Here is a 22,228-nt window from a genome sequence, read left to right as displayed (position 1 = left end):
ACGGCGCGGGACCCCGGCCGCGACGGGGTGGAGGGGGGAAGCCCGCTCCGGAGCGTAAAGAGGGATGAGACAGACGCACCAATACGGAGCGGAGACAAGGGGGTTGGTCATGGCCGCACGGTCCGGCGTGCCGGGTTCGGGTGACGATGGCGCCCGCCCGGGACCGGTACCTCCGGAGGCGCTGCCCGAGGCATGGCGCCCGCTGCTCGGCCGGCCGCCCCTCGCGGAGCTGCTCGGACACCCTCTGGCGGGTGCCGCCCTGACGGAGATGTCCCGGCTGCTTCCGCGGCGGGTCGCACTGCATTCGCTGCGCACGTTCCTGCTGGCCGACGCCTGGGCCCGGGCCCGGGGCACGGCCTACGACCGGGTCGGTCTGCTGGCCGCCGCGGCCTTCCACGACGCCGGGCTGGTGGGGCGCGCGCCGCTGGGTCCGGGCGGATTCCCCTGCCGTTCCGCCGAGTTGCTCGACCGCTTCCTGACCGGACACCGGGTGGACGACCGCCGGCGCCGGGCCCTGACGCGCACGGTGCGCGAGCACATGCGGCCGTTCCCCGCGCGGGGCGCCGGGCCCGAGGCACGGCTGCTGCACTTCGGGGCCTGGCTGGACGTCACCGGGCGCGGCGACCGCCGGATCCCCGGTGAACGACGGCTGCTGCACGCGGCCGCGCCCACCCCCTTCTTCGCCGTCTCCTTCTCCGCCCGGATGGCCGCCTGCGGGCTGCGCCGGGTGCTGCCGGCTCCCTCGGCCGCCCACCGGTGACCGCCGGCCCGGCAGCTCGCTCTTCCCGTCGCGAAAGGACCGTAGACATGCAAGAGGACCAGCGCGTTTTCGATGTCGCCATCGTCGGAGGGGGCATCGGCGGGACGATGCTGGGGGCGATCCTCGCCCGCCACGGCGTGCGGACGCTGCTGCTGGAGGGCAGCGGGCACCCCCGGTTCGCCATCGGCGAGTCCACCGTCCCGGAGACCACCTTCGGCCTGCGGGTCCTGGCCCGCCGCTACGACGTGCCGGAGCTCGAACATCTGGCGACCAACGCTGCCGTGCGCCGTCATGTGTCGTCCAACTGCGGGGTCCGCCGCTGAGTCCCTTGCCGACCAGCATGATGTCCGGGGTCACGCCCTCGGTGTCGACCCCCCACCAGGTGCCGAGGCGGCCCATGCCGGTCTGGATCTCGTCGACGACGAGGAGGGCGCCGTACGCCCGGCACAGGGCTTCGACCCGGCGGAGGTAGCCCGGGCGGGGGATGCGCACCCCGCCCTCGCCCTGCACCGGTTCGAGGACGACGCAGGCGCGGTCCCGGCGGGCGGCGAGGGCCTCTTCGAGGCCGGCGGGATCGTCGTAGCCGACCTGTGTGACGTCCGGGAGCAGGGGCTGGAAGGGGCTCTGGTAGAGGGCGTTGGCGGTGACGCTGAGCGCGCCCAGCGTCTTGCCGTGGAAGCCCTTGTGCGTGGTGATCACCGAGGTGCGGCCGTGGGCGCGGGCCAGCTTCAGGGCCGCCTCGGTGGCCTCGGCGCCGGAGTTGACGAAGTGGACGTAGTCGATGCCGGGCGGGGTGTGGGCGGCCAGGGCCTGTGCGGCGTGGGCGGCGACGGGTTCGAGGAAGACGCGGCTGGCGAGCGGGTGGGTGTCGAGCTGCCGGTGCACGGCCTCGACGACGGCGGGGTGGCGGTGGCCCAGGATGAAGACGCCGTAGCCGCCGAAGTCCAGGAAGCGGCGGCCGTCGTCGGCGTGGATCCACAGGCCTTCGGAGCGCACCTCGGCCATGCCGCCCATGACCCGGCCCATGACGGCCCGGCCGGAGCTGATGTGCTTCAGGTACAGGTCGACGACATCGCCTCCCGTGGCGGTGTGCCGGGTCTCGGGGGGTGAGACGGTCATGACGCCACCTCCGTCGGGGCGGTCGCGGCGGCTCGGTGCCGGGCGAGCAGGCCGGAGTGTTCCTCGGCCCAGCGCTCGGCGTTGCGGTCGAGCGCGGCGCGGATGTCGGCGTGCGTCACACGGGTGCCGCAGTCGGGCTCGCCGAGGGAGGTGTCGAACGGCAGCTCCCGCTGGAACACCAGGAGCAGTTCCGCGTAGTGCTCCAGGCGGCGGCGGAGCGAGGCCGGCAGTGAGGTGCCCTCCAGCATGGGCAGCAGCAGCCGGTGCACCGCCTCGACGGGGATGAGCCGGGGCCGCTGCGGCCGGGGCAGGCCGTGGCGTACCGCGACGTCGGCGCAGACGTCGGCGAACTCCCGCAGTTCGATGGCCTCCTTGCCCGCCGTCAGCCAGTACTCGCCGCTGCGCACGCCGCCCCGGATCAGGTCGCCGACGGCTCGTGAGACGCAGTCCTGGGGCACCATGTCGATCCGTGCCTCGGGCGCGCCGGGGAGCACCGGCACCTGGCCCAGCAGCATCGAGCCGATCGTCCTGGTCAGGCCCTGCTGTCCGGCGATCCGCCCGGTGCCGGAGTCGCCCATCACGACCGAGGGGCGCACGATGGCCCCGGGCACTCCGGCGTCCCGGAACATCTGCTCGGCCCGGGCCTTGGAGCCGAGGTAGGCGGCGGCTCCGGGGAACCGCCAGTGGTCCTCCTCGGTGGGCGTGTTGGCGACGAACGCGGTGCTCACCAGGTACAGCGGGGCGTCGGCCCGGGCGGCCAGGTCGAGCATGGTGTCCGCGCCCCGGATGTTGGTGCACACGATGTGCTCGGGCTGGGTGCGCCAGTTGGTCTCGGCGGCCGAGTGCAGGACGACGTCCACGGTGAGGGCCAGTTCGTGCCAGGCCAGCGGGCTCAGCCCGAGGCGGGGCGCGAGGAGGTCGCCCTCCAGTTCCCGCACCCGCGGGTCGTGCAGCGGGGTGTTGCGGCGCAGGCACAGCAGGTCGAAGTCGGCGGACAGCTCGTCGATCAGAGCGCGTCCGAGGACTCCGGAGCCGCCGGTGAGCAGCAGGGTGGGACGGTCGCGCCCGGTGCGGCCGGCGGGCAGGGCGGTGGGACGCGGGATGTCTGGCGGCATCAGGGGCTCTCCCAGGAGGTCTCGGCTGCCGAAGGCGGGACGGTGGCTCCGGCGGGTGGTCAGGCGATGGCGAGGGGCCGGTCCGCCAGGTAGGCGGAGAACGGCCCGGTCATGCGGGAGCGGGACGGCGGGTGCAGGGACAGGCCGTTGGCCGAGGCGGCCAGGTGTCCCACCTCGTCGGAGGTCATGAAGTTGAGTCCGCCGAGCAGTTCGACGGCGCGCGGGACGATGCGGGCGAGGGCGTCCTGGACGCCGTAGCGCGTGTACAGCGCCTGGGCCAGCGCGGACTCGTCGAGGTCGCCGGCGTCCACGCGGCGGGCGATGCCCTCGGCGGCGGACATCGCGGCCTCGGTCTCGACGAAGAGCCGGACGCGGTCGTGCTCGGGGATGCGGTCGTTGAGCAGCACCCGTTCCACCAGCGCGCTGGCGGCGCCGAGGTAGCTGCCGGTCATCAGGACCTGGAACCAGATCAGCCCGGCGGTCTGCAGTTCGTCGAGGTGGTCTCCGGCGGCGGTCGCGGTGCGCAGCAGGAGTTCCGGGGGCACGAGGACGTCGGTGAGGGTGACCTGCTCGCTCTCGGCCCCGGCGAGGAAGGCGCTGGACCAGAAGCCGGTGACGGAGATGCCCTCGTTCTCGGCGGGGACCAGGGCGACGGCGAGTTCCACACCGGGCCCGTCCGCGCGCGGGACGGTGACGCTGGCGGTGAGGACGTCCATGGAGTGGGCGAGGCTGCACGGGCGTTTGACGCCGTTGATGCGGATGCCGTCGTCGGTGACCGTGGCGGTCATCGACGGCTCCAGGATGCCGGCGCCGCTGCGGCCCTCGGCGAATCCAGAGGCGACGATGCGGTTGCTCGACGCCACGCCCTCGATGAGCATCCACTCCAGGCCGTCGCCGAGCGCGCCGAGGCCCACGAGGGTGGCCATGGAGAAGTGGTGCATGGTGGTCGCCACGGCCAGCGAAGGCGAGCGGCTGCCGATGGCCCGCTGCACGCGCAGCGCGTCGAGCGCGGTCGCGCCGCGGCCCTGGTGGGAGACGGGGACCAGCAGGCCGGGGCCGCCGCTGTCGCGGAACAGCCGGATGCCGGGGCTGCCCGGCCGCTCCAGCTCCATGAGGGGGACCTCCCGCAGGGCGGGGTCGAGGTCCGGCAGCAGCTTGGCGAGGGTGGTGCGTTCACGCTCGAGGAATCTCATGGGCGCGCGGTCCTCCTGGACGGACGGGCGGAACAGGCGGGACGGGAAAGGGCAGGGCGGGACGGGCCCGGGGGCCCGGGGACTGGTGCGGCGGCCGCTGCCGGGGCCTAGACGGCGTTGGTGGCGCGCAGCAGTTGCCAGAAGACGCCGATACGGGGCTTGCCGAGGAAGGCGATGTACTCGGGGAGGACGGCGTGCGGGGCCCACTTCTCCTTGTATTCGAGCTGGGAGGCCGCCGGGTAGATCGCCTCGCCGCGCTCCGCCAGCAGACGCGTGCAGCGAGTGAACATGCGGCTGGCGCCGGGAAGTTCGTGCTGTGCGTCGAGGCCGGTGAAGGGGGTGAACCCGAAGTGCAGCCAGCCGGCGCCGTCTGCGGTGAGGCGTTCCATCACGGTCGCGTTGAGAGCCTCCATCACGCCGGGCGGCGCGTCGGGGCGGCGCCGGCTGAGGTCGTGCAGCCAGCCGGGGCGGCTGCCGTACACCGGGGAGTAGTTGATGTAGCCGACCGCCTCGCCGTCGATCCGGCCGACGAACAGCCTGCGGTGCGCCTGGAGCGGGCCGTCCCGCTGGCCGACGAGGAAACGCAGCTCCTTGACGTGCCGGCCCTTGTCCCGCAGCCAGCTCCGGTCGAGGCGGTCCAGCTCGGCGCAGTCGTCGCCGGCCCGCACCTCGGCGACCTCCAGGCCCGCCCGCCGGGCACGGGAGATCTTGTTCCGCAGCCGGACGAAGCGGGAACCGCGCAGGGTGAACCGGGACAGGTCGACGGCGTACGACGCCCCGATCTGGTTGACCGTGAATCCGTGCGCGGCGTACAGCTCGGCGTCCGACCGCTGCAACTGCACGGCGACGATGCGCCGGCCGGCGTGGGCGACGAACGCCTCCAGCAGCCGGGCGCGGTGTTCCGGGGCCGTGAACGGGCCACCGAATTGCAGGACGTAACGCCCCGAGGTGCGATACGCGCAGGCGCCGTCGAACCGGTCGTCGTGGAAGTAGGCGTTCCCGCTGTTGAGAGCGAGAAAGGCACTGGGGTTGTCGCTGTTGGCGGCGACGGTGTCAAGCACGGACGGCATTCTTGCCCTCCACGATGGTCCGCGGTTCGGCCGCGCTTTTCGCACCGGGGAACGTGGGCCGGTACCGCTGCTGGAATTCGCGGAAGGCCGGGTCGGTTTCCGGTTCGAAGGCGACGCCGAAGGGTTTCAGGGAATTCCCGAAGAGGGCCCGGTCGCCCATCAGGTGGATGGGCAGGGCCAGCAGCGCCCACTCCGGCCGGACGAACAGCGCCCAGGCGCCGGCCAGGAGACCCGCCGTGACCAGGCTGTGCATCACGTTGTAGGCGACGTAGTAGCCACGGGCGACGCGGCGGTCGGGGCTGCGCCGGAAGGCGATCGCACCGGGGATGTAGCCGATGACGTCGATCACCGCGAACAGCAGCACGAAAACCCACCACCGGATCTCCGAGAGGTGCTGGAAGGCGAGTACGAGCGATACGGCGAGAAAGCCCAGCCATTCGAGCCTGGAGAGCGCGAAGGTGGTTTTCGTCTCGAATCGGTTCTTGGCGTCCACGGGCGCTCCAGGATTGCGCGACGTACGATTCCGGAGGTGTTGGGCGTGCGATTCCGGGGCATTGGTGAGCGATTTTGGGCCGGCATCAGCCTGCCCCCTCGCTGCGGTCTGTCACTTCTGTTTACGGCGCAGCGCGGGCAACCCCTCGTAAAGTGGGGGCGATTGACTCGGCACGATCCACGGGGGGCTCCTTCATGACATCACCGGACGGGGGCCGGTCCGGGACCGGCCGGCCGGGCGGCCACGGGGCCGCCGCCTGGGAGCTGCTGCTCCCGGCGGCGTCCGCACCGGCACGCGCGCGTGGGCGCGCGTTGCAGGAGGCGCTGCGGGAGTCGGTGCGCTCGGGCCGGCTCGCGCCGGGCACCCGGCTGCCGTCGAGCCGGGACCTGGCCGCGGACCTCGGGGTCTCACGCGGACTGGTGACGGAGGCGTACGAGCAGTTGACGGCCGAGGGCTATCTGCGCAGCGGCCGGGGAGCGGGGACCTGGGTGGGCGACGCCGCACGGGCCGCCCGCCCGCGCGCGCGTGACCTCGCCCCGCGCTCCCCCGGCGCCCGCGCCGACTTCGTACCCGGTACGCCGGACCTGTCGCTGTTCCCCCGCTCGGCGTGGTCGGCCGCGCAGCGGTCCGTGCTGGCCCAGCTGCCGCACCACGGCCTCGGCTACCCCGATCCGCGCGGGCTGCCGCGGCTGCGGACGGCACTGGCCGAACTGCTCGCCCGGCGCCGGGGCGTGGTGGCGGACCCGGAGCGGATCGTCGTGGTCTCCGGGGTGGCGCAGGCGACGACGCTGCTCGGTTCCGTGCTGCACGCGCGCGGGATGCGCACGGTCGGCGTGGAGGACCCCGGCAGTCCGCAGCACGACGCCCTGTACGCCTCGGCGGGCGTCACCGCCGTGCCGCTCCCCCTCGACGGCGAGGGGCTCGCCCTCGGCCCGCTGCGCGCGTCGGGCGTGCGGTCGGTGGTGACTACGCCCGCCCACCAGTTCCCCACCGGGATCGCCTACTCGGCGCGGCGGCGCACCGAACTGCTGGACTGGGCACGGTCGGTGGACGGGCTGGTGCTGGAGGACGACTACGACGGCGACTTCCGCTACGACCGCGCTCCCGTGGGCGCCCTCCAGGGGCTCGATCCCGAGCACGTCGCCTACACGGGCTCGGTCAGCAAGTCGCTGGCCCCGGGGCTGCGGCTGGGCTGGCTGCTGGTGCCGGAGCGGCTGGCGGACGAGGTCGTCGAGCGCAAGCGGACCATGGACCTCGGCCATCCGGCCCTGGACCAGGAGCTGTTCGCCCGGTTCGTGGAGCGTGGCGACTACGACCGCCAGCTGCGCCGCTGCCAGCGCGCCTACCGCGAGCGCCGGGACGCGCTGGTCGCCGCGCTGGAGCAGCACTTCCCGGGCGCGGAGGTCTCCGGGATCTCCGCCGGTCTGCACGTCATCGCCGCGCTGCCGGCGCGGTTCGGCCCCCGGCGGCGGTTCCTCGCACGGGTGGCGTCGGCCGGGGTCGCGGTGCGCGCGCTGACGGAGTACGCGCACGCGGCGGCCGGGGAGGAGACGGACGAGCCGGTGCGTCTGGTGCTGGGGTACGCCCATCTGACGCCGGGGCGGATCCGGGCGGGGGTGCGGATGATGGCCGGGGCCGCGGCCACGTGAGACGGTTCTGCGGTGCCGACGCCGGTCGTCCACGGGCCACGCGGCCGGTTGTTCACCCGGGGTTTGCGTGGCCGCCGTGACGTCCCAGTAGGTGTGGCACTGCCCACTGGCCGGATCCTGTCCCTGGAGGCGCGTCCATGTCCCACCGTCCGTTCCCGGACCGGCGCAGCGTGCTGCGCGGTTCCCTCGCCGCGTCGGCGGCCCTGTCCCTGCCCGGCGCGCTCGGCGCCGCCCCGGCGTTCGCCCGCTCCGGGCGGCCGCAGGCGGGCTGGGGCGTACAGACGGGAGACGTGACCTCCCGCTCCGGCCTGGTGTGGGTGCGCTCCGACCGGCCCGCCCGGATGATCGTCGAGACGTCCGCGACCGAGTCGTTCCGGAATCCGCGCAGGTGGCACGGTCCGCTGCTCGGTCCGGACACCGACTTCACCGGCACCACCCGGCTGCGCGGGCTGCCCCCGGGCGAGCAGGTCCACTACCGGGTGCTGCTGGCCGACCCGGACGACCCGCGCCGCACCGGCGAGCCGGTCGCCGGCACCTTCCGCACGGTCCCGGTGCGCCGGCGCGACGGGGTGCGCTTCGTCTGGTCGGGCGACCTGGCCGGGCAGGGCTGGGGCATCAACCCGGACCTCGGCGGCTACCGCATCTACGACGCGATGGCCGCGCTGGACCCGGACTTCTTCCTGTGCAGCGGCGACACCGTCTACGCCGACGGCCCCATCGCGGCGACCGCCGCCCTGCCCGGCGGCGGCACCTGGCGGAACATCACCACGGAGGAGAAGTCCAAGGTCGCCGAGACCCTGGCCGAGTTCCGCGGCAACTTCCGCTACAACCTGCTCGACGAGAACCTGCGCAGGTTCAACGCCCGGGTGCCGTCGATCGTCCAGTGGGACGACCACGAGGTACGCAACAACTGGTACCCGGGGCAGATCATCGCCGACACCGACGACCGCTACACGGAGAAACGGGTGGACGTGCTGGCGGCCCGGGCCCGGCGCGCGTTCGCCGAGTACTTCCCGCTCGCCACGCCGCGGCCCGGCGCGTGCCAGGGCCGGATGTACCGGGTGCTGCGGCAGGGCCCGCTGCTGGACGTGTTCGTGCTGGACATGCGCACGTACCGCAACGCCAACTCGGCCAACGACCGGACGGCGGACCCGCAGGGCGTCCTCGGCCGCGAGCAGCTGGACTGGCTCAAGCGGGAGCTGGCGCGGTCGCGGGCGGTGTGGAAGGTGATCGCCGCCGACCTGCCGATCGGGCTGGTGGTGCCCGACTCCACGGAGGGCGAGCCGCACTTCGAGGCGGTTGCGCAGGGCGACCCGGCCGCTCCGCTGGGGCGCGAGCTGCAGATCGCGGAGCTGCTGCGGTTCGTCAAGCACCGCGGGATCACCGGCACCGTGTGGGTGACTGCCGACGTGCACCACACCTCGGCGCAGCACTACCAGCCGTCGCGGGCGGCGTTCACCGACTTCGAGCCGTTCTGGGAGTTCGTCTCCGGTCCGCTCAACGCGGGGGCGTTCCCGGCCAGTGCGCTCGACGGCACCTTCGGGCCGGAGCGGGTGTTCGTGAAGGCGCCGGCCGCGGCGAACGTCTCGCCCGCCGGCGGCTACCAGTTCTTCGGCGAGGTCGACATCGACGGCGGCAGCGGCGAGCTGACGGTGCGGCTGCGCGAGCAGGACGGCACGGTGCTGTTCACCCGGGTGCTCCAGCCCGGCCGGGTCGGGCAGTGAGGTTGGTGAGGCCGTAGCCTGCCGTAGCCTGTCCCCTGTGCCGCGCACCGGCGTCATCCCCTGGTGCGCGGCACTGGTGTGAGGAGCCGCCAACTCTCCCTGTGGCGAGGCGTTTTCGCAGGTCGCAGCGGATTGTCAGTGGCCGCCTCTACGGTTTTTCGCATGACGCGATCTTTGCACGCCGTGGCCTATCGACGACCCTCCGTGCTGGAATCCGCCGCGGGCGGACGGCGCCTGGGACTGGAGACGTCCCGGGGTGCGACGCCGCAGGGCGCCGTGGCCCATCCGCAGTTCTTCGCGGGTTTCCTGACGTGGCCTCAGGTGGCGTCGGCCGGACTGCTCGCGGTGGCCGACGTCGCGGCGGCCCGGTACCACCAGCGGCAGCTGCGGGCCTCGCTCGACCCGGTGGTGACGGGCAACGGCGACCGGCTGCGCTTCGAGTCCTTCTCGGGCTGCGGCGGGGTCTACGCCCGCCTCGACGTGCTGACGGCGGGCCTGGACGGCGGCGAGGCCGGCCACGGCACGACCAACGTCGACGTCAACGACCCGCTGCGGGAGGCCCTGTCCCGGATCGGCGCCGACGACCCGCTGCATCTGCGGGTCGGCCCCGACGAGCTGGCCGTGACCACGGTGGACGGCCCGGTGGTGGAGAAGAAGGTGCCGCTCCCGGACCGGTGGCTGCGCGGTTTCGCGGAGGCGCAGGTGATCGCGGCCGGTTTCGACCTGCGGGCCGAGCTGGACGCGGCGGAGGCGGTGCGGTTCCTGCGCTCCCTGCCTCGCGCCGGAAGCCGGGGCGCCGTGGCCGGACCGCGGTGGGTGGTGCCGGCCGGGCGGGTGCTGCGACCGACCACCCGGGCGGGTGCCGGGCGGGGTGTGCCTGCCCGGGCCCGAGCGGCTGACCGCGTTCCGGCGAGTGCTGCGCCACGCGACGGCCCTGCGGGTGTACGGCCCCGCGCTCGCGCCGGGCGCCGCCGCCACGGCCTCCGCCTGGGAGGCCGTCCTGCCCGGCATGCGGCGTCCGGCACGCGTACCGGGACCGGGACGCCCTGCTGACCGCCCGCGGACCGGTGATCGCGCGCCGCTGGTGGGCCGACGGGAACCACCCCTACGGGCCGAACGCGGACGATCACTTCAGCGCACCCCACGGCCTGGTCGACGCGGCCTCCGGCCTCGACGCCCTCCTCGCGACACTGCACGGCGGGATACGCACGTCCACGCTGCGCACCGCCGGCCTGCGCGCCTCCGGCCCCGGCTCGGCCGCCGGGGGCGGAGCCGGGGAGCGCGGCTGCCCCCACCAGGACCTGTCCCGCGCCTTCGAGGCCCGGCTGTGGGAGATCGCCCACCGGCTGCGCACTCAGCCCCTGCCGTTCCTGCTGTCGACGCCCACCTGGAGCACGGGCCTGCTGGAACCGGACGAGCTGGTGGAGCGCCTGGACACGTACGGGCGGCTGTGCGCACGGGTCGCCCCGGCCGACTTCGCGCAGGCCCTGCTGCGGGTGCGGCGGGCCGACCGCGCGGTGGCTCGGCGAGCGGCTCGGCGCGCCGCGGGCCTGGGCACGGCCGAGGGCGCGTGGCTCGCGGCGTGGCTGACCGCGCCCGCTCCCGTGCCGACGGTGTCGCAGCGGACCCCGGGCCCCCATGTCCTGGTCGAGTACGGGGAGATACCGCAGCTGCGGGAGGCCTTCCCGGCGCCCTTCAGCGCGCTGGGGCAGCCGGTGAGCGAGGCCGGGCAGCGCTGGTATTGCTACCACGGCAGGGGCGGGATGGCGGAGCACTGGCTCGCACTCCTGCCCGAGCTGCCGGAGCCGGTGGCCGCCCGGATGCTGCGCGACCTGTCGGCGGGCGCGGTGGACGACGCCCGTGGGGCCGCCGAGGTGCTGCCCCGGCTCGCCGAGACGGACGGCGAGCCGGGTGAGGCTGTGCACCTGTGCGTGGCGTACGGGCTCGGGGCACGGCACCCGGAGGACCGGCTCGCCGCCGTGGACGCCCTGCTGGTCCTGGCGGCGCGGGGCCGGCTCGACGCGGGTCTCCTGGGTTCGGGCCTCGGGGAGTTGGTGCGGGACGGTGCGGTGAAGGCGCTGCGGCTCGCCGAGTCGGTGCGGACGGCGGCGTCGACCGGCGCCAACGCCACCATCTGGGGCGTGCTGCGGCACACCCTGCCCGCGCTGCTCGCCGGCCTCGGCACCGGGCGGGCGGCCCCGCCGGTCCGCGGGCTCGGGGATCTGCTGGCCGTGGCCGCCGAGTGCGCCGAACGGTCCGGGGCCCGCGGCGAACTGCCCCATCTGGACGGGGCGGCGGACCGGGGCGGCTCGTCCCGGCTGGTGACCCAGGCTCGTCGGCTGCGCACGGCGCTCACGGAGGAGGTGGCCGCCTGACCGCCGGACGACCCGGCGGACGACCTAGGCAAAAGCTCAACAAGTGCACGCTGAAGGACCTTTTACTCACCTGTCACAAGGCGTTCGTGATCACGCAACACCGTTCCTTCACCGTGGCTGCATGAGTCGAGACATGTCTGACGCGACCCCCGCCGCACGTGTCGCCACCGCGCTCTCCGCGGGCTTCCGCTCCTGGTGGTCACGGCGCCACGGGGACGCCCCGCCCACGGACGATACCGGCGCCCGGCCGCCCTCCGCCGAGCGGCAGGCCGGGCCGTCGGAGCAGGTCCCCAGCACCCTGTGGCGGATGCGGACCACGGTGCGGGACGAGCCGGGGTCGCTGGCCGCGCTGTGCACGGCGCTCGCCGAGCGGCGGGTCGACATCCTCAGCCTGCAGACGCATCCGCTGGCCGAGGGCACGGTGGACGAGTTCCTGCTGCGGGCGCCGGGTGAGCTGTCGGCGTCCGAGCTGGCACGGGTGGTGTCGGCGGCGGGCGGCGCCGACACCTGGGCCGAGCGCGCCGACGCGCACGACCTGGTGGACGCCCCGGCCCGGGTGCTCGGGCTCGCCACCCGCACGGCGCTGGACGGGGCGGAACTTCCGCTGGCGCTGCGCCAGTTGCTCGGCCGGTGCACGATCCGGTCGCTGCCCGCCGCCGGTGGCGGCCGGGACGCGGACGGCGTACCGGTGGAGGGGTCCCTCGAGGACACGGTGCTGCGGCTGCGCGCGCCCGAGGGCGGGGTGATCAGCGTGGAGCGTCCGCATCTGCCGTTCACACCGGCCGAGTTCGCGCGGGCGCGGGCCCTGGTCGAGCTGGACGCCCGGCTCGGTCCGCGCGTGCCGCGCGGCCGGGACGTGCTGACGCTGTCCGGGGGCGGCGCGATCACCGTCCGCCGGGCGGACACCGGTGATCTGGCGGCGGCCAGGGCGATGCACGAGCGGTGCTCGCCGCGGACGCTCGGGATGCGCTACCACGGGCCGGTCAAGGACGCCGACCGGTATCTGAACCACCTGCTCGGCCCGCGCTTCGGCCGGACCCTCGCCGCGCAGACGGAGTCGGGGCGGCTGGTCGGGCTCGGTCATCTGCTGTGGGACGGCGACGAGACGGAGGTCGCCCTGCTCGTCGAGGACGCGTGGCAGCGGCGTGGCATCGGCGGCGAACTTCTGGGCCGGCTGGTGGCGATGGCCGCCGAGGCGGGCTGCGAGAGCGTGTACGCCGTGACGCAGTCGTCCAACACCGGCATGGTCGCCGCGATGCGGGGCCTGGGTCTCCCCCTCGACTACCAGATCGAGGAGGGGACCCTGGTCATCACGGCCCGGCTGCACACGGCCCCGGCCGTCTCCCGGCTGCCGCACGGCGATCGCATCGCCCGGGACTGAGACGCACGGCCGAGCCCCACGCCCGCGACACCGGGCCGAGCCCCACGCCCGGCCCCTGGACCGAACGGCACGCCCGGCCCCAGGCCCGAGCGACTTACCCAGGACCTGGGCCGAACAGCATGCCCAGCCCCCAGGGCCGAAGGGCTTGCCCGGATCCCGTGCCGACCCGGCTGAATCCCGTACCGGGCTGGCCCCGGCCCGGTACCCGCGCCCGGGCCCCCGGGCCGGGGCTCCAGGAGACGTCACTCGGCCCCGGAGAGCGCCTCTCGCAGCGGGAGCGCCCGGGTCTGTTCGCCGAGCGCCCGGTCCAGGTCGGCCCACAGGTCGTCGACGTCCTCCAGGCCCACCGACATGCGCAGCAGCCGGTCGCTGACCCCGGCGCCCCGCCGGTCGTCCGCGTCCACGATGCGGTGGCTGATGGACGCCGGATGCTGGATGAGCGTGTCCACGCTGCCGAGGCTGACGGCCGGCGTGATCAGCCGTACCCGGCCGATCACCTCGTGCGGGTCGCCGTGCACCTCGAAGGAGACCATGGCGCCGCCGATGCTCGGATAGTGGACGCGGGCGATGCGCGGGTCGGCGGCGAGCCGGCGGACGAGTCCGGCGGCGTTCGCGGAGGCGGCCCGGACCCGGACCGGCAGGGTGGACAGGCCGCGCAGCAGCAGATAGCCGGCCAGCGGATGCAGGACCCCGCCGGTGGCGAACCGTATCTGCCGCAGCAGCCCGGCGAACTCCTCGTCACAGGCCACCACACCGGCCAGTACGTCACCGTGCCCGCCGAGGTACTTGGTGGCACTGTGCAGCACCAGCCGGGCGCCGTGCTCGGCGGGCCGCTGGAGGACGGGCGTGGCGAAGGTGTTGTCCACGAGCAGCGGTACGGAACCGCAGGCCTGGGCGACCGCCCGCAGGTCGACCTCGGCGAGCGTCGGGTTGGCCGGGGACTCCACCAGGACCAGGCCGGTGTCCGGGCGCAGCGCTTCCGCGATGCCGGCCGGGTCGGTCCAGGTCACCTCGGAGCCGAGCAGCCCCGCGGTGAGCAGATGGTCGCTGCAGCCGTACAGCGGGCGTACGGCGACGACGTGCCGCAGCCCCATGGAGCCGCGGGCCAGCAGCACGGCGCTCAGCGCGGCCATGCCGCTGGCGAAGGCGACCGCGGCCTCGGTGCCCTCCAGCCGCGCCAGGGCGGTCTCGAACCGGGCGACCGTCGGGTTGCCCAGCCGCCCGTAGACCGGCGGGCCGTCCGGTTCGGCGCCGGTGGTGGCGAAGGCGTCGATGCGCTCGGCCTCGCCGCGGCTGTCGTGGGAGGGGTAGGTGGTGGACAGGTCGATGGGCGGGGCGTGCAGACCCTGCCGGGCGAGGTCGTCGCGGCCGGCGTGTACTGCCTCGGTGGCCAGTGCCCGGGTGGGGGCGGCGGCCCGTGCGGTGGTGCGTACGTCGTCGGTGGGTGACGTGTGCGTGCGCGCAGAGTCCATGGCCGGAAGAGTGAACACCGAACGGGTTCCGGGGCCCGAAGAACGTGCTACGTTCGGCCAATGGCCGAATCTGTCGTACTGGATCCGGTGGATCTCCATCTGCTGCGGCTGTTGCAGAACGACGCCCGGACCACGTACCGCGACCTCGCCGCCCAGGTCGGAGTGGCCCCGTCCACCTGCCTGGACCGGGTGACCCGGCTGCGCCGGGCCGGGGTGATCCTCGGCCACCGGCTCCAGCTCGATCCGGCCAAGCTCGGCCGAGGGCTCCAGGCGCTGCTGTCGGTGCAGGTCAGGCCGCACCGGCGGGAGCTGGTGGGTCCGTTCGTGGAGCGGATCCGGGCACTGCCGGAGTCGCGGACCGTCTTCCATCTGACCGGCCCGGACGACTATCTGGTGCATGTCGCGGTGGCCGACATGGCGGATCTGCAGCGGCTGGTTCTGGACGAGTTCACATCGCGGCGCGAGGTGGCCCGGGTCGAGACCCGGTTGATCTTCCAGCAGTGGGACTGCGGCCCCCTGCTGCCGCCCGCCGCCACGCCATGAGCGAAATCGGGCCGCCGGAGCCCCCGGCCCGGTGAGACCGGGCTGACGCGCGGCCGGTATCCGTACCAGGATGTCCGCATGTCAGAGACCAAGAGCCCGCTGCCCCGCGAGGTCGCCGACGCCTACGTCGACGAGCTCATCGCCCTCGACCCGGTGACCGGTACGTATCTCGGCGTTCCGGAGAGTTCCGGCCGGCTGCCCGACTTCTCGCCCGCCGGCCAGGAGGCCCTGGCCGCACTGGCCCGGACCACGCTGGCCCGGCTGGACGAGGCGGAGCGCCGGCCGGGCGGCGCCAGTGACATCGAGCGCCGCTGCGCCCGGCTGCTGCGCGAGCGGCTCACCGCGGAGCTGGCCGTGCACGAGGCCGGCGAGGGCTTGCGTTCGGTCGGCAACATGGGAACGCCCGCGCACTCGGTGCGCGAGGTGTTCACCGTGACGCCGACGCAGACGGAGGAGGACTGGTCCCGGATCGCCGAGCGGCTGCGCGCGGTGCCGGGCGCGCTGGCGGGCTACCGCGAGTCCCTCGCGCTGGGCCTGGAGCGCGGGCTGTTCGCGGGGCCGCGGCCGACCGCCACGTTCACCGAGCAGCTCGGCGAGTGGGCGGACACGGGCGAGGGCCGGGGCTGGTTCGAGGACTTCGCCTCCCCCGGCCCCGACGCGCTGCGTACGGAACTGGACGAGGCGGCCCGGGCGGCGACGGCGGCCGTGGCCGGATTGCGGGACTGGATGCGCGAGGTGTACGCGCCGGCGATCGAGGGCGCGCCGAACACGGTGGGCCGGGAGCGCTACGCCCGCTGGTCGCGCTACTTCAACGGCACCGACCTCGACCTGGACGAGGCGTACGCCTACGGCTGGGAGGAGTACCACCGGCTGCTCGGCGAGATGAAGAAGGAGGCCGAGAAGATCCTGCCCGGCGCCGAGACGCCGTGGGCGGCGCTGGCCCACCTCGACGAGCACGGCAGGCACATCGAGGGCGTCGACGAGGTCCGCGACTGGCTCCAGGGCCTGATGGACCAGGCGATCGAGACGCTGGACGGCACCCACTTCGAACTCGCCGAGCGGGTGCGGAAGGTCGAGTCGCGCATCGCCCCGCAGGGCAGCGCGGCGGCGCCCTACTACACGCCCCCGTCGGAGGACTTCTCGCGTCCGGGCCGCACCTGGCTGCCGACGATGGGCCAGACCCGGTTCCCGGTCTACGACCTGGTCTCGACCTGGTACCACGAGGGCGTTCCGGGCCACCACCTCCAGCTGGCGCAGTGGACCCACGTGGCCGGGAACCTGTCCCGCTACCAGGCCTCGGTCGGCATGGTCAGCGCCAACGCCGAGGGCTGGGCGCTGTACGCGGAGCGGCTGATGGACGAGCTGGGCTTCCTCACGGACCCGGAGCAGCGGCTCGGCTACCTGGACGCGCAGATGATGCGTGCCGTCCGGGTGATCGTCGACATCGGCATGCACCTGGAGCTGCCGATCCCCGCCGACTCCCCCTTCCACCCGGGCGAGCGCTGGACACCGGAGCTGGCGCAGGAGTTCTTCGGCGCGCACAGCAGCCGGCCGGCGGACTTCGTGGAGAGCGAACTGACCCGGTATCTGACGATCCCTGGCCAGGCGATCGGCTACAAGCTCGGTGAGCGGGCCTGGCTGCTGGGCCGGGAGAAGGCCCGCGCGCGCCACGGCGAGGCCTTCGACCTCAAGGCCTGGCACATGGCCGCGCTCTCGCAGGGCTCGCTCGGCCTGGACGACCTGGTCGACGAGCTGGCGCGACTCTGACCCGGCTCGGCGACCGGGCGGGGCAGGGGCTCAGCGCCGGAAGCCGCCCTCCGAGTCGATGACCTGACCGGTGATCCACTCCGCCTCGTCCGTGGCGAGCCATGCGACGAGGCGGGCCGGATCGTCGGGCATGCCCCACCGCCCGGCGGGGAACAGCTCGGCGACGGCGTCGTAGTCCGCGCCGGACAGGTAGCCGGTGTCCACGGGGCCGGGGTTGACGGCGTTGACGGTGACGGCGTGCTCGGCGAGGGTCGTCGCGAGGGAGCGCGTGATGGAGGCGAGCGCTCCCTTCTGCAGCGCGTAGGCGATCTCGCCGGGCATGCCGCCCGCGATGTCCTGCCCGGAGGTCATCATCATCACGCGCCCGCCCGGGGTGCGCGGCGGGAGGGCGGCGCGGTGGCGGGCGTACGCCTGGACGAGCAGCAGCACCGAGCGGGTGTCGACGGCCCAGTGCGCGTCGAGCATGTCGGCGTCGATCGCGTCCAGCGTGCCGTCGGACCCGCTGAGGGCGTGGTTGGCGACCAGGATGTCGAGCCGTCCGCCGAGCGCGTCGGCGGCCGTGGCGACGAGGGCGGCGGGCGCGGCCGGGTCGGAGAGGTCACCGGGCCCCGCGACCACCGTCGCGCCGGGGTCGCCGAGCGCTTCCCGGACCGAGGCGAGCACGTCGTCGGTCCGGTCTGCGCCCCACGGCATGGCGGCGTCGTGCGGAACGTGGTGGTGCAGGTAGACACTCGCGCCGTACGCGGCGAGCCTGCGCGCCACCGCGTGGCCGATACCGCTCCGCCGGCTGGCGCCGGTCACGAGGGCGGTGCGGCCGCGCAGCGGCAGGGGGTCGCGGCGCAGGTCTTCGGGGGCGGGGTGCGAGAGCTTCGGCATGGCCCCATGATCGTCGGAGGGCGGGGGCGGACCAAACGGTTTTCCGGCGACGGCCGGGCTCCCCGCGTTCCGCTCTTGCGCGCCGCGCCTACCGGTGGCCGAGCCGCCGCAGCTGTACGAGGCCCAGCCAGGTCTCCGGGCCGGGCCGCACATGGGCGGCGCGCACCGCGTACCGCCCCGGCTCCAGGGCCACCGTCACATGGTCGGTACCGGTCGACTCGCCGCCGGGCCAGGCCGCGTCGAACAGCCGCACCGCGCCGGGCACCTCCCAGCGCGCCTCCGGCTCCCACTCCGCGGTGCGCAGCGCGGCCGGGACACTCGCCAGCAGCTCGTCCTCGGCGTCCGCGGCGCACCACCGCACGAAAGTGCCGTGGTCCGGCAGAAAGGCGGTGGAAACCGGTTCGTCGCCGAGGACGAGGGCGGTGGAGTCGCCGACCGGGAGGAACCCGACGTGCCCGTCGACCTCACAGGCCCGGTCGTAGTCGGAGGCCGCCTCCTCGCCGTCGGCGCCGGTCCAGAACGGCAGCACCGTCTCCGGTACGGCGATGAGCGGCCCGCCGCCCGATTCCACCCACTCCACCACGCCCGGTTCCGCGTATCGCACCATGCGGCAGAACCTACACGCCCGTCAGCAGCCGCAGTCCGCCGCGTCCACCGGGGCGGTCAGGGCATCGGCGGGGCGCTGCTCGCGGCCCTGCCGGGTCTCGTACGCGAAGCCCTCGCGCACCCAGTACTCGAAGCCGCCGAGCATCTCCTTGACCTGGTGGCCGAGTTCGGCGAGGGCGAGCGCGGCGCGGGTGGCGCCGTTGCAGCCGGGGCCCCAGCAGTAGGTGACGACGGGGACCGACCTGTCGAGGAGTTGCCCGGCCCGCTCGGCGACGAGCGCGGTGGGCAGATGGATCGCGCCGGGGACGTGGCCCTGGCTCCAGGACTCGGCGGAGCGGGAGTCCACGACGACGAATCCGGGGTCGCCGCCGGCCGCGAGCGCGGCGGCGACGTCGGAGACATCGGCGTGGAAGGCCAGGCTCGCGCGGAAGTACGCGGCGGCCTCGGCCGGGGGCGCGGGGGCGACGCGCAGCACGGGGTTGACGGTGGGGGCACTCATGGTCCGGCCTCTCCTCGGTGGATCTCCTGACCGGAAATCTACGGGCGGCCCACCGCGGCCAGAAGGGACCATCTCCGGCACAACCCTTGATCCACCGGGGATCGCCCTGCTATCCATCCGGGATGACCGCGTATTCCCCGGACGCCACCGACTGGCGCATCCTCGACGTCCTCCAGCGGGAGGGCCGGGCCAGTTTCGCCGAGCTGGCGCGTGCCGTCTCCATGTCCGCGAGCGCCGTGACCGAGCGGGTGCGCCGCATGGAGGAGGCCGGTGTGATCCAGGGGTATGCGGCGGTCGTCGACCCCGACCGGCTGGGGCTGCCGATCCTGGCGTTCGTCCGGCTGCGCTACCCGAACGGCAACTACAAGCCCTTCCACGACCTGGTCGCCGTCACGCCCGAGATCCTGGAGGCACACCACGTCACCGGCGACGACTGCTTCGTCATCAAGGTCGCGGTCCGCTCCATGCGGCACCTGGAGGAGGTCTCCGGGAAGATCGGCGCCCTCGGCTCGGTGACCACGAGCGTCGTCTACTCCTCGCCGCTCGCCCGGCGCCCCCTGGGCCGCTGACGGCCCTCAGCCCGCCCCCCGCCGGCGCAGCGCGGACCCCGTCCGTCCCTTGACCACCTCCAGCTGGGCGTGGACACGGCACCGCAGGTCGGCCACGTGGCTGACGATGCCGACGCTGCGGTCCCGCTCGCGCAGCGAGTCGAGCACGTCGAGGACCTCGTCGAGGGTCTGGTCGTCGAGGCTGCCGAAGCCCTCGTCGATGAAGAGCGTGTCCAGTCGGACCCCGCCGGCCTCGTCGGTGACGACGTCGGCGAGCCCGAGGGCGAGGGCCAGGGAGGCGAAGAACGTCTCGCCGCCGGACAGCGTCGCCGTGTCGCGCTCGCGCCCGGTCCAGGCGTCGACGACGTGCAGGCCGAGACCGCTGCGTCCGCGGCCGGTGCGGTCGTCGGAGTGGACGAGGGTGTAGCGCCCGGACGACATGCGCCGCAGCCGTACGGTCGCGGCGGCGGCGACCTGCTCCAGGCGGGCCGCCAGCACATACGACTCCAGGCGCATCCGGCGTTCGTTGTCCGCCGAGGTGCCCGCGGCCAGGCCGGCGAGCCGGGCCACGCGCTCGTACTCCTCGCGCAGCGGGGCGAGCCGGCGCACCGCGGCGGTGGCACGGGCGGACAGCCGGTCGAGTTCCGCGCAGCGCCGGGCGGCGGCGTCGCGCGCGGAGGCGGCCTCCCGCAGCCGCCGGCCGGCTTCCCGCGCCGCGTCCTCCGCCGCGGCCGGGTCGGCGGGCGGCTGCTGGGCGGCGGCAGCGGTGTCCGCCTCGGTGAGCACCGCGCGGAGCGCGGCGTCCTCGGTCTGCCAGGCGTCGAGGCGGCGTTGCAGTTCGCGGTGGGCGGCGGCGTCGAGGAGTGCGGAGGCCGCCTCCTGCGGTGTGTGGAACCCGGCGCGGAATGCGGCGTCGGCGAGCCGGGCGTCGGCGTCCTTGAGCCGCTGCGCGGTGTCCTCGGCGACGCGGGCGGCCTCGGCTGCGTCGGCGAGCTGCGCGGCCTGCCGCTCCAGGCGGGCGGCCCGCGCGGCCACGCTGTCCGCGTCGCCTCTGACCCGCGCCAACTCCTCCTCCAGTGCGGCGCGTTCGCGGTCCAGCCGCTCGCGGTGCCCCACTCGCGACGCGGCCCGGACGGCGGCCTCCTGCTGGGCCGCGATCCGCTGTTCGCGCTCCTGCTCCGCCCGGCGCAGCTCCTCCTGCGCGGCGTGCAGCGCCGACGCCGCGGCCCGGGCCCGCGCGTACTGGTCCTCCAGATCCTGCGCTTCCCGGGCCAGGCGGTCGGTGGGGGTGTCCCCGGCCTCGGCGGTGGCGGCGGCGAGTGCCTCGCGCAGGCGGCCGAGTCGCTGCTCGTCCTCGGCGCGCCGCTCGTCGGCGGCCTGGTAGGCGGCGAGGGCGCGTTCCTCGGCGGCGCGGTCGATGTGTCCGGCGGCCTTGCGGGCGGGTGCGGGGTGTTCGGTGGCGCCGCAGACGGCGCACGGTTCGCCGTCGGTGAGGCCCGCGGCCAGTTCGGCGGCGATGCCGGTCAGGCGCTGCTCCTTGAGGTCGAGCCAGTGGGCGCGGGCCTGTACGGCACGCTCGGCGGAGGCGAGGGCACGGCGCTGGGCGTCGTCGGTGTCGCCGGCGAGCCGGTCCCGCTGCCGGGCCGCCGTCAGCCGCCGCCCGGCGGTCTCGCACCGGTCGGCGAGCCGTTCGGCGCGGGTGACGGCATCCTGCGCGTCCTCGATGCGCCGCCGGACGGCGTCGCGGGTGGTCTCCCAGTCGGCGAGCCAGCCCTCCGCCTCCTGCCGGACGTCCTGGTCGGCGCGCTCGTCGCGGTCCAGGCCGGCGCGCTCGGCGAGCAGGTCGGCCAGGCGCCGTTCGGCGCGGCGGGCCGACTCCAGGCCGCCCAGTTCCTCGGCGGCCCGGCGGGCGGCGGCGGCCAGCCCGGTGGCCCCGGCCTCGGCGTGGGCCTCGGCGTGGGCGTCGGCCAGCAGGGCACGCGCGCGTGCCTCCGCGGTGGCCGCGCGCCGGTGTTCGGCGTCGGCGGCCTCCCGCAGCTCCAGCGCGGGAGCCACCGTCTCGGCCTTGCGGGCCCGGTCCATGCGCTCCTGGTCGGCCCGGTGGGCGTCGGCCCGCTCCGCCAGCCGCGCCGCCCGCTCCCGCGCCTCGGCGAACCGCCGCTGGAGCCGGGCCAGTTCCCTTGCCTCGGCGAGGTCGCGCTCGGCGGCGGACTGCGCGGACTCGGCGGCACGGAGCCGGAGGTGGGCGGCGGTGAGCTGTTCGCGGGCGGTGCTGCGAGCGACGGCGGCGGCGATCAGGACGGCCTCGGCAAGGCCCGGGTCGCCGGGCGCCAGCTCCGGCAGCTCCATGGCGTCGCCGGCGGCCTGCTGCATGCGGTGGGCGTCGGCGAGCAGGTCGGCGTCGCCGTCGCGCACCTGGGCCTCGGTGGCGCGACGGCGGTCGGCGAGGCGCTTCTCCACGTCGGCGAACCGACGGGTGTCGAAGAGGCGGCCGAGCAGCTTGCCGCGGGCCTCGGCGTCGGCGCGCAGGAAGCGCGCGAAGTCGCCCTGGGGCAGCAGCACCACCTGGCAGAACTGCTCTCGGCTCATGCCGAGCAGCTGGGTGATCTCCTCGCCGACCTCCTGGTGGGAGCGGCTGAGGTCCTGCCAGGTCCCGGTGGTGGCGTCGTACTCGCGCAGCCAGGTCTGCGCCTTGTCGACAGTCGTGCCCTTGCCTCGCTTCTTGGGCCGTTCCCAGGGCGGCTGCCGGGTGATCTCCAGTCGCCGGCCCGCGACGGTGAGGTCGAGGCGCACCTCGGTGCGGGTGCCGGGGGCGGCGTGGTCGCTGCGCAGGGTGAGGCCCTGGGCGGTCTGCCGGGCGCCCGGCACGGAACCGTAGAGGGCGTAGCAGACGGCGTCCAGGACGGAGGTCTTGCCGGCGCCCGTCGGGCCGTGCAGCAGGAAGAGGCCGGCCGCGGACAGCTCGTCGAAGTCGACGGTCTGCGGGTCACCGAAGGGTCCGAACGCCGTGACGTCCAGCCGGTGCAGCCTCATCGGGC

At 74.8% G+C, this 22,228-nt stretch carries 18 protein-coding genes and 2 pseudogenes; 10 read left to right on the top strand and 10 right to left on the bottom strand.

From position 1 onward, the window contains the following. Positions 1-109: 109 nt before the first annotated feature. Complete coding sequence (locus ACLGIH_RS29615) at positions 110-760, top strand: hypothetical protein (protein WP_416528339.1); 651 nt, start codon at positions 110-112, stop codon at positions 758-760. A gap of 47 nt (positions 761-807) precedes the next feature. Next, positions 808-1,083 (top strand): FAD-dependent monooxygenase, encoded by a 276-nt coding sequence (locus ACLGIH_RS29610; RefSeq protein ID WP_416528338.1) that lies wholly within the window; start codon positions 808-810, stop codon positions 1,081-1,083. Here the strand turns inward: ACLGIH_RS29610 and ACLGIH_RS29605 are convergent. The 5 genes and pseudogenes from ACLGIH_RS29605 to ACLGIH_RS29585 all read right to left on the bottom strand — a co-directional run. Further along, positions 1,010-1,879, bottom strand: a pseudogene (locus ACLGIH_RS29605) (aspartate aminotransferase family protein); the annotation flags it as partial. The gene ACLGIH_RS29610 and the pseudogene ACLGIH_RS29605 sit on opposite strands and share 74 nt — an antisense overlap. Next, on the bottom strand, positions 1,876-2,994 hold the full coding sequence (locus tag ACLGIH_RS29600; protein WP_416528337.1) for an SDR family oxidoreductase: 1,119 nt from the start codon (positions 2,992-2,994) through the stop codon (positions 1,876-1,878). The gene ACLGIH_RS29600 and the pseudogene ACLGIH_RS29605, both read right to left, overlap by 4 nt. 59 nt (positions 2,995-3,053) lie before the next feature. Then, positions 3,054-4,187 carry an acyl-CoA dehydrogenase gene (locus ACLGIH_RS29595; protein ID WP_416528336.1) on the bottom strand — a complete coding sequence of 378 codons (1,134 nt, stop codon included), beginning with the start codon at positions 4,185-4,187 and terminating at the stop codon, positions 3,054-3,056. Between the two features lie 107 nt (positions 4,188-4,294). Next, entirely contained in the window at positions 4,295-5,257 is a 963-nt protein-coding gene (locus tag ACLGIH_RS29590) for a bifunctional lysylphosphatidylglycerol flippase/synthetase MprF (protein WP_416528335.1), read from the bottom strand. Next, entirely contained in the window at positions 5,241-5,750 is a 510-nt protein-coding gene (locus ACLGIH_RS29585) for a hypothetical protein (protein WP_416528334.1), read from the bottom strand. Before ACLGIH_RS29585 ends, ACLGIH_RS29590 begins: the two co-directional genes overlap by 17 nt. A 194-nt stretch (positions 5,751-5,944) precedes the next feature. On the opposite strand from ACLGIH_RS29585, the gene pdxR reads away from it, so the two are divergent. From pdxR to ACLGIH_RS29560, 5 genes and pseudogenes are all read left to right on the top strand, one after another. Beyond that, positions 5,945-7,399, top strand: a complete 1,455-nt coding sequence (gene pdxR, locus ACLGIH_RS29580; RefSeq protein WP_416528333.1) for a MocR-like pyridoxine biosynthesis transcription factor PdxR — start codon at positions 5,945-5,947, stop codon at positions 7,397-7,399. 137 nt (positions 7,400-7,536) lie between these two features. Continuing rightward, on the top strand, positions 7,537-9,123 hold the full coding sequence (locus ACLGIH_RS29575) for an alkaline phosphatase D family protein (protein WP_416528332.1): 1,587 nt from the start codon (positions 7,537-7,539) through the stop codon (positions 9,121-9,123). 162 nt (positions 9,124-9,285) lie between these two features. Continuing rightward, a pseudogene (locus tag ACLGIH_RS29570) lies at positions 9,286-10,138 on the top strand (SWIM zinc finger family protein); the annotation flags it as partial. 52 nt (positions 10,139-10,190) lie between these two features. Beyond that, positions 10,191-11,498 carry a DUF7825 domain-containing protein gene (locus ACLGIH_RS29565; protein WP_416528331.1) on the top strand — a complete coding sequence of 436 codons (1,308 nt, stop codon included), beginning with the start codon at positions 10,191-10,193 and terminating at the stop codon, positions 11,496-11,498. Positions 11,499-11,631: 133 nt separating this feature from the next. Next, the gene (locus tag ACLGIH_RS29560; protein WP_416528330.1) at positions 11,632-12,879 is read left to right on the top strand and encodes a GNAT family N-acetyltransferase; all 1,248 of its coding nucleotides are present in this window, start codon (positions 11,632-11,634) and stop codon (positions 12,877-12,879) included. A gap of 242 nt (positions 12,880-13,121) precedes the next feature. Here ACLGIH_RS29560 and ACLGIH_RS29555 read toward each other — a convergent pair whose 3' ends face one another. Beyond that, positions 13,122-14,351 carry a trans-sulfuration enzyme family protein gene (locus tag ACLGIH_RS29555; RefSeq protein WP_416528329.1) on the bottom strand — a complete coding sequence of 410 codons (1,230 nt, stop codon included), beginning with the start codon at positions 14,349-14,351 and terminating at the stop codon, positions 13,122-13,124. Positions 14,352-14,411: 60 nt separating this feature from the next. On the opposite strand from ACLGIH_RS29555, the gene ACLGIH_RS29550 reads away from it, so the two are divergent. Together ACLGIH_RS29550 and ACLGIH_RS29545 are read left to right on the top strand one after the other, a co-directional pair. Then, positions 14,412-14,894, top strand: a complete 483-nt coding sequence (locus ACLGIH_RS29550) for an Lrp/AsnC family transcriptional regulator (RefSeq protein ID WP_416528328.1) — start codon at positions 14,412-14,414, stop codon at positions 14,892-14,894. 78 nt (positions 14,895-14,972) lie between these two features. Next, positions 14,973-16,661: a DUF885 domain-containing protein gene (locus ACLGIH_RS29545; RefSeq protein ID WP_416528327.1), complete on the top strand. Its 1,689-nt coding sequence runs from the start codon at positions 14,973-14,975 to the stop codon at positions 16,659-16,661. A 30-nt stretch (positions 16,662-16,691) separates the two neighbouring features. Here ACLGIH_RS29545 and ACLGIH_RS29540 read toward each other — a convergent pair whose 3' ends face one another. The 3 genes from ACLGIH_RS29540 to ACLGIH_RS29530 all read right to left on the bottom strand — a co-directional run bounded on the left by ACLGIH_RS29540 (position 16,692) and on the right by ACLGIH_RS29530 (position 18,642). Continuing rightward, positions 16,692-17,537: an SDR family oxidoreductase gene (locus ACLGIH_RS29540; protein ID WP_416528326.1), complete on the bottom strand. Its 846-nt coding sequence runs from the start codon at positions 17,535-17,537 to the stop codon at positions 16,692-16,694. 88 nt (positions 17,538-17,625) lie between these two features. Then, positions 17,626-18,144: an immunity 21 family protein gene (locus ACLGIH_RS29535; protein WP_416528325.1), complete on the bottom strand. Its 519-nt coding sequence runs from the start codon at positions 18,142-18,144 to the stop codon at positions 17,626-17,628. 21 nt (positions 18,145-18,165) lie between these two features. After that, complete coding sequence (locus ACLGIH_RS29530; protein WP_416528324.1) at positions 18,166-18,642, bottom strand: rhodanese-like domain-containing protein; 477 nt, start codon at positions 18,640-18,642, stop codon at positions 18,166-18,168. Positions 18,643-18,764: 122 nt separating this feature from the next. Between ACLGIH_RS29530 and ACLGIH_RS29525 the strand changes: the two genes are divergently transcribed. After that, the gene (locus ACLGIH_RS29525; RefSeq protein ID WP_416528323.1) at positions 18,765-19,211 is read left to right on the top strand and encodes an Lrp/AsnC family transcriptional regulator; all 447 of its coding nucleotides are present in this window, start codon (positions 18,765-18,767) and stop codon (positions 19,209-19,211) included. 6 nt (positions 19,212-19,217) lie between these two features. Here ACLGIH_RS29525 and ACLGIH_RS29520 read toward each other — a convergent pair whose 3' ends face one another. Next, positions 19,218-22,223 (bottom strand): AAA family ATPase, encoded by a 3,006-nt coding sequence (locus ACLGIH_RS29520; RefSeq protein ID WP_416528322.1) that lies wholly within the window; start codon positions 22,221-22,223, stop codon positions 19,218-19,220. Positions 22,224-22,228 lie beyond the last annotated feature (5 nt).

It is taken from the genome of Streptomyces hamibioticus, from assembly GCF_047946815.1.
Taxonomy (GTDB): Bacteria; Actinomycetota; Actinomycetes; order Streptomycetales; family Streptomycetaceae; genus Streptomyces.
This window is presented reverse-complemented; position numbering and strand designations above follow the sequence as displayed.

What these genes read in the sequence shown, in the direction of transcription:
- ACLGIH_RS29615 (WP_416528339.1), top strand. Translation starts at nt 110, where the DNA reads ATGGCCGCACGGTCCGGCGTGCCGGGTTCGGGTGACGATGGCGCCCGC.
- ACLGIH_RS29610 (WP_416528338.1), top strand. Translation starts at nt 808, where the DNA reads ATGCAAGAGGACCAGCGCGTTTTCGATGTCGCCATCGTCGGAGGGGGC.
- ACLGIH_RS29600 (WP_416528337.1), bottom strand. Translation starts at nt 2,994, where the DNA reads ATGCCGCCAGACATCCCGCGTCCCACCGCCCTGCCCGCCGGCCGCACC.
- ACLGIH_RS29595 (WP_416528336.1), bottom strand. Translation starts at nt 4,187, where the DNA reads ATGAGATTCCTCGAGCGTGAACGCACCACCCTCGCCAAGCTGCTGCCG.
- ACLGIH_RS29590 (WP_416528335.1), bottom strand. Translation starts at nt 5,257, where the DNA reads ATGCCGTCCGTGCTTGACACCGTCGCCGCCAACAGCGACAACCCCAGT.
- pdxR (WP_416528333.1), top strand. Translation starts at nt 5,945, where the DNA reads ATGACATCACCGGACGGGGGCCGGTCCGGGACCGGCCGGCCGGGCGGC.
- ACLGIH_RS29575 (WP_416528332.1), top strand. Translation starts at nt 7,537, where the DNA reads ATGTCCCACCGTCCGTTCCCGGACCGGCGCAGCGTGCTGCGCGGTTCC.
- ACLGIH_RS29560 (WP_416528330.1), top strand. Translation starts at nt 11,632, where the DNA reads ATGTCTGACGCGACCCCCGCCGCACGTGTCGCCACCGCGCTCTCCGCG.
- ACLGIH_RS29555 (WP_416528329.1), bottom strand. Translation starts at nt 14,351, where the DNA reads ATGGACTCTGCGCGCACGCACACGTCACCCACCGACGACGTACGCACC.
- ACLGIH_RS29550 (WP_416528328.1), top strand. Translation starts at nt 14,412, where the DNA reads ATGGCCGAATCTGTCGTACTGGATCCGGTGGATCTCCATCTGCTGCGG.
- ACLGIH_RS29545 (WP_416528327.1), top strand. Translation starts at nt 14,973, where the DNA reads ATGTCAGAGACCAAGAGCCCGCTGCCCCGCGAGGTCGCCGACGCCTAC.
- ACLGIH_RS29540 (WP_416528326.1), bottom strand. Translation starts at nt 17,537, where the DNA reads ATGCCGAAGCTCTCGCACCCCGCCCCCGAAGACCTGCGCCGCGACCCC.
- ACLGIH_RS29535 (WP_416528325.1), bottom strand. Translation starts at nt 18,144, where the DNA reads ATGGTGCGATACGCGGAACCGGGCGTGGTGGAGTGGGTGGAATCGGGC.
- ACLGIH_RS29530 (WP_416528324.1), bottom strand. Translation starts at nt 18,642, where the DNA reads ATGAGTGCCCCCACCGTCAACCCCGTGCTGCGCGTCGCCCCCGCGCCC.
- ACLGIH_RS29525 (WP_416528323.1), top strand. Translation starts at nt 18,765, where the DNA reads ATGACCGCGTATTCCCCGGACGCCACCGACTGGCGCATCCTCGACGTC.
- ACLGIH_RS29520 (WP_416528322.1), bottom strand. Translation starts at nt 22,223, where the DNA reads ATGAGGCTGCACCGGCTGGACGTCACGGCGTTCGGACCCTTCGGTGAC.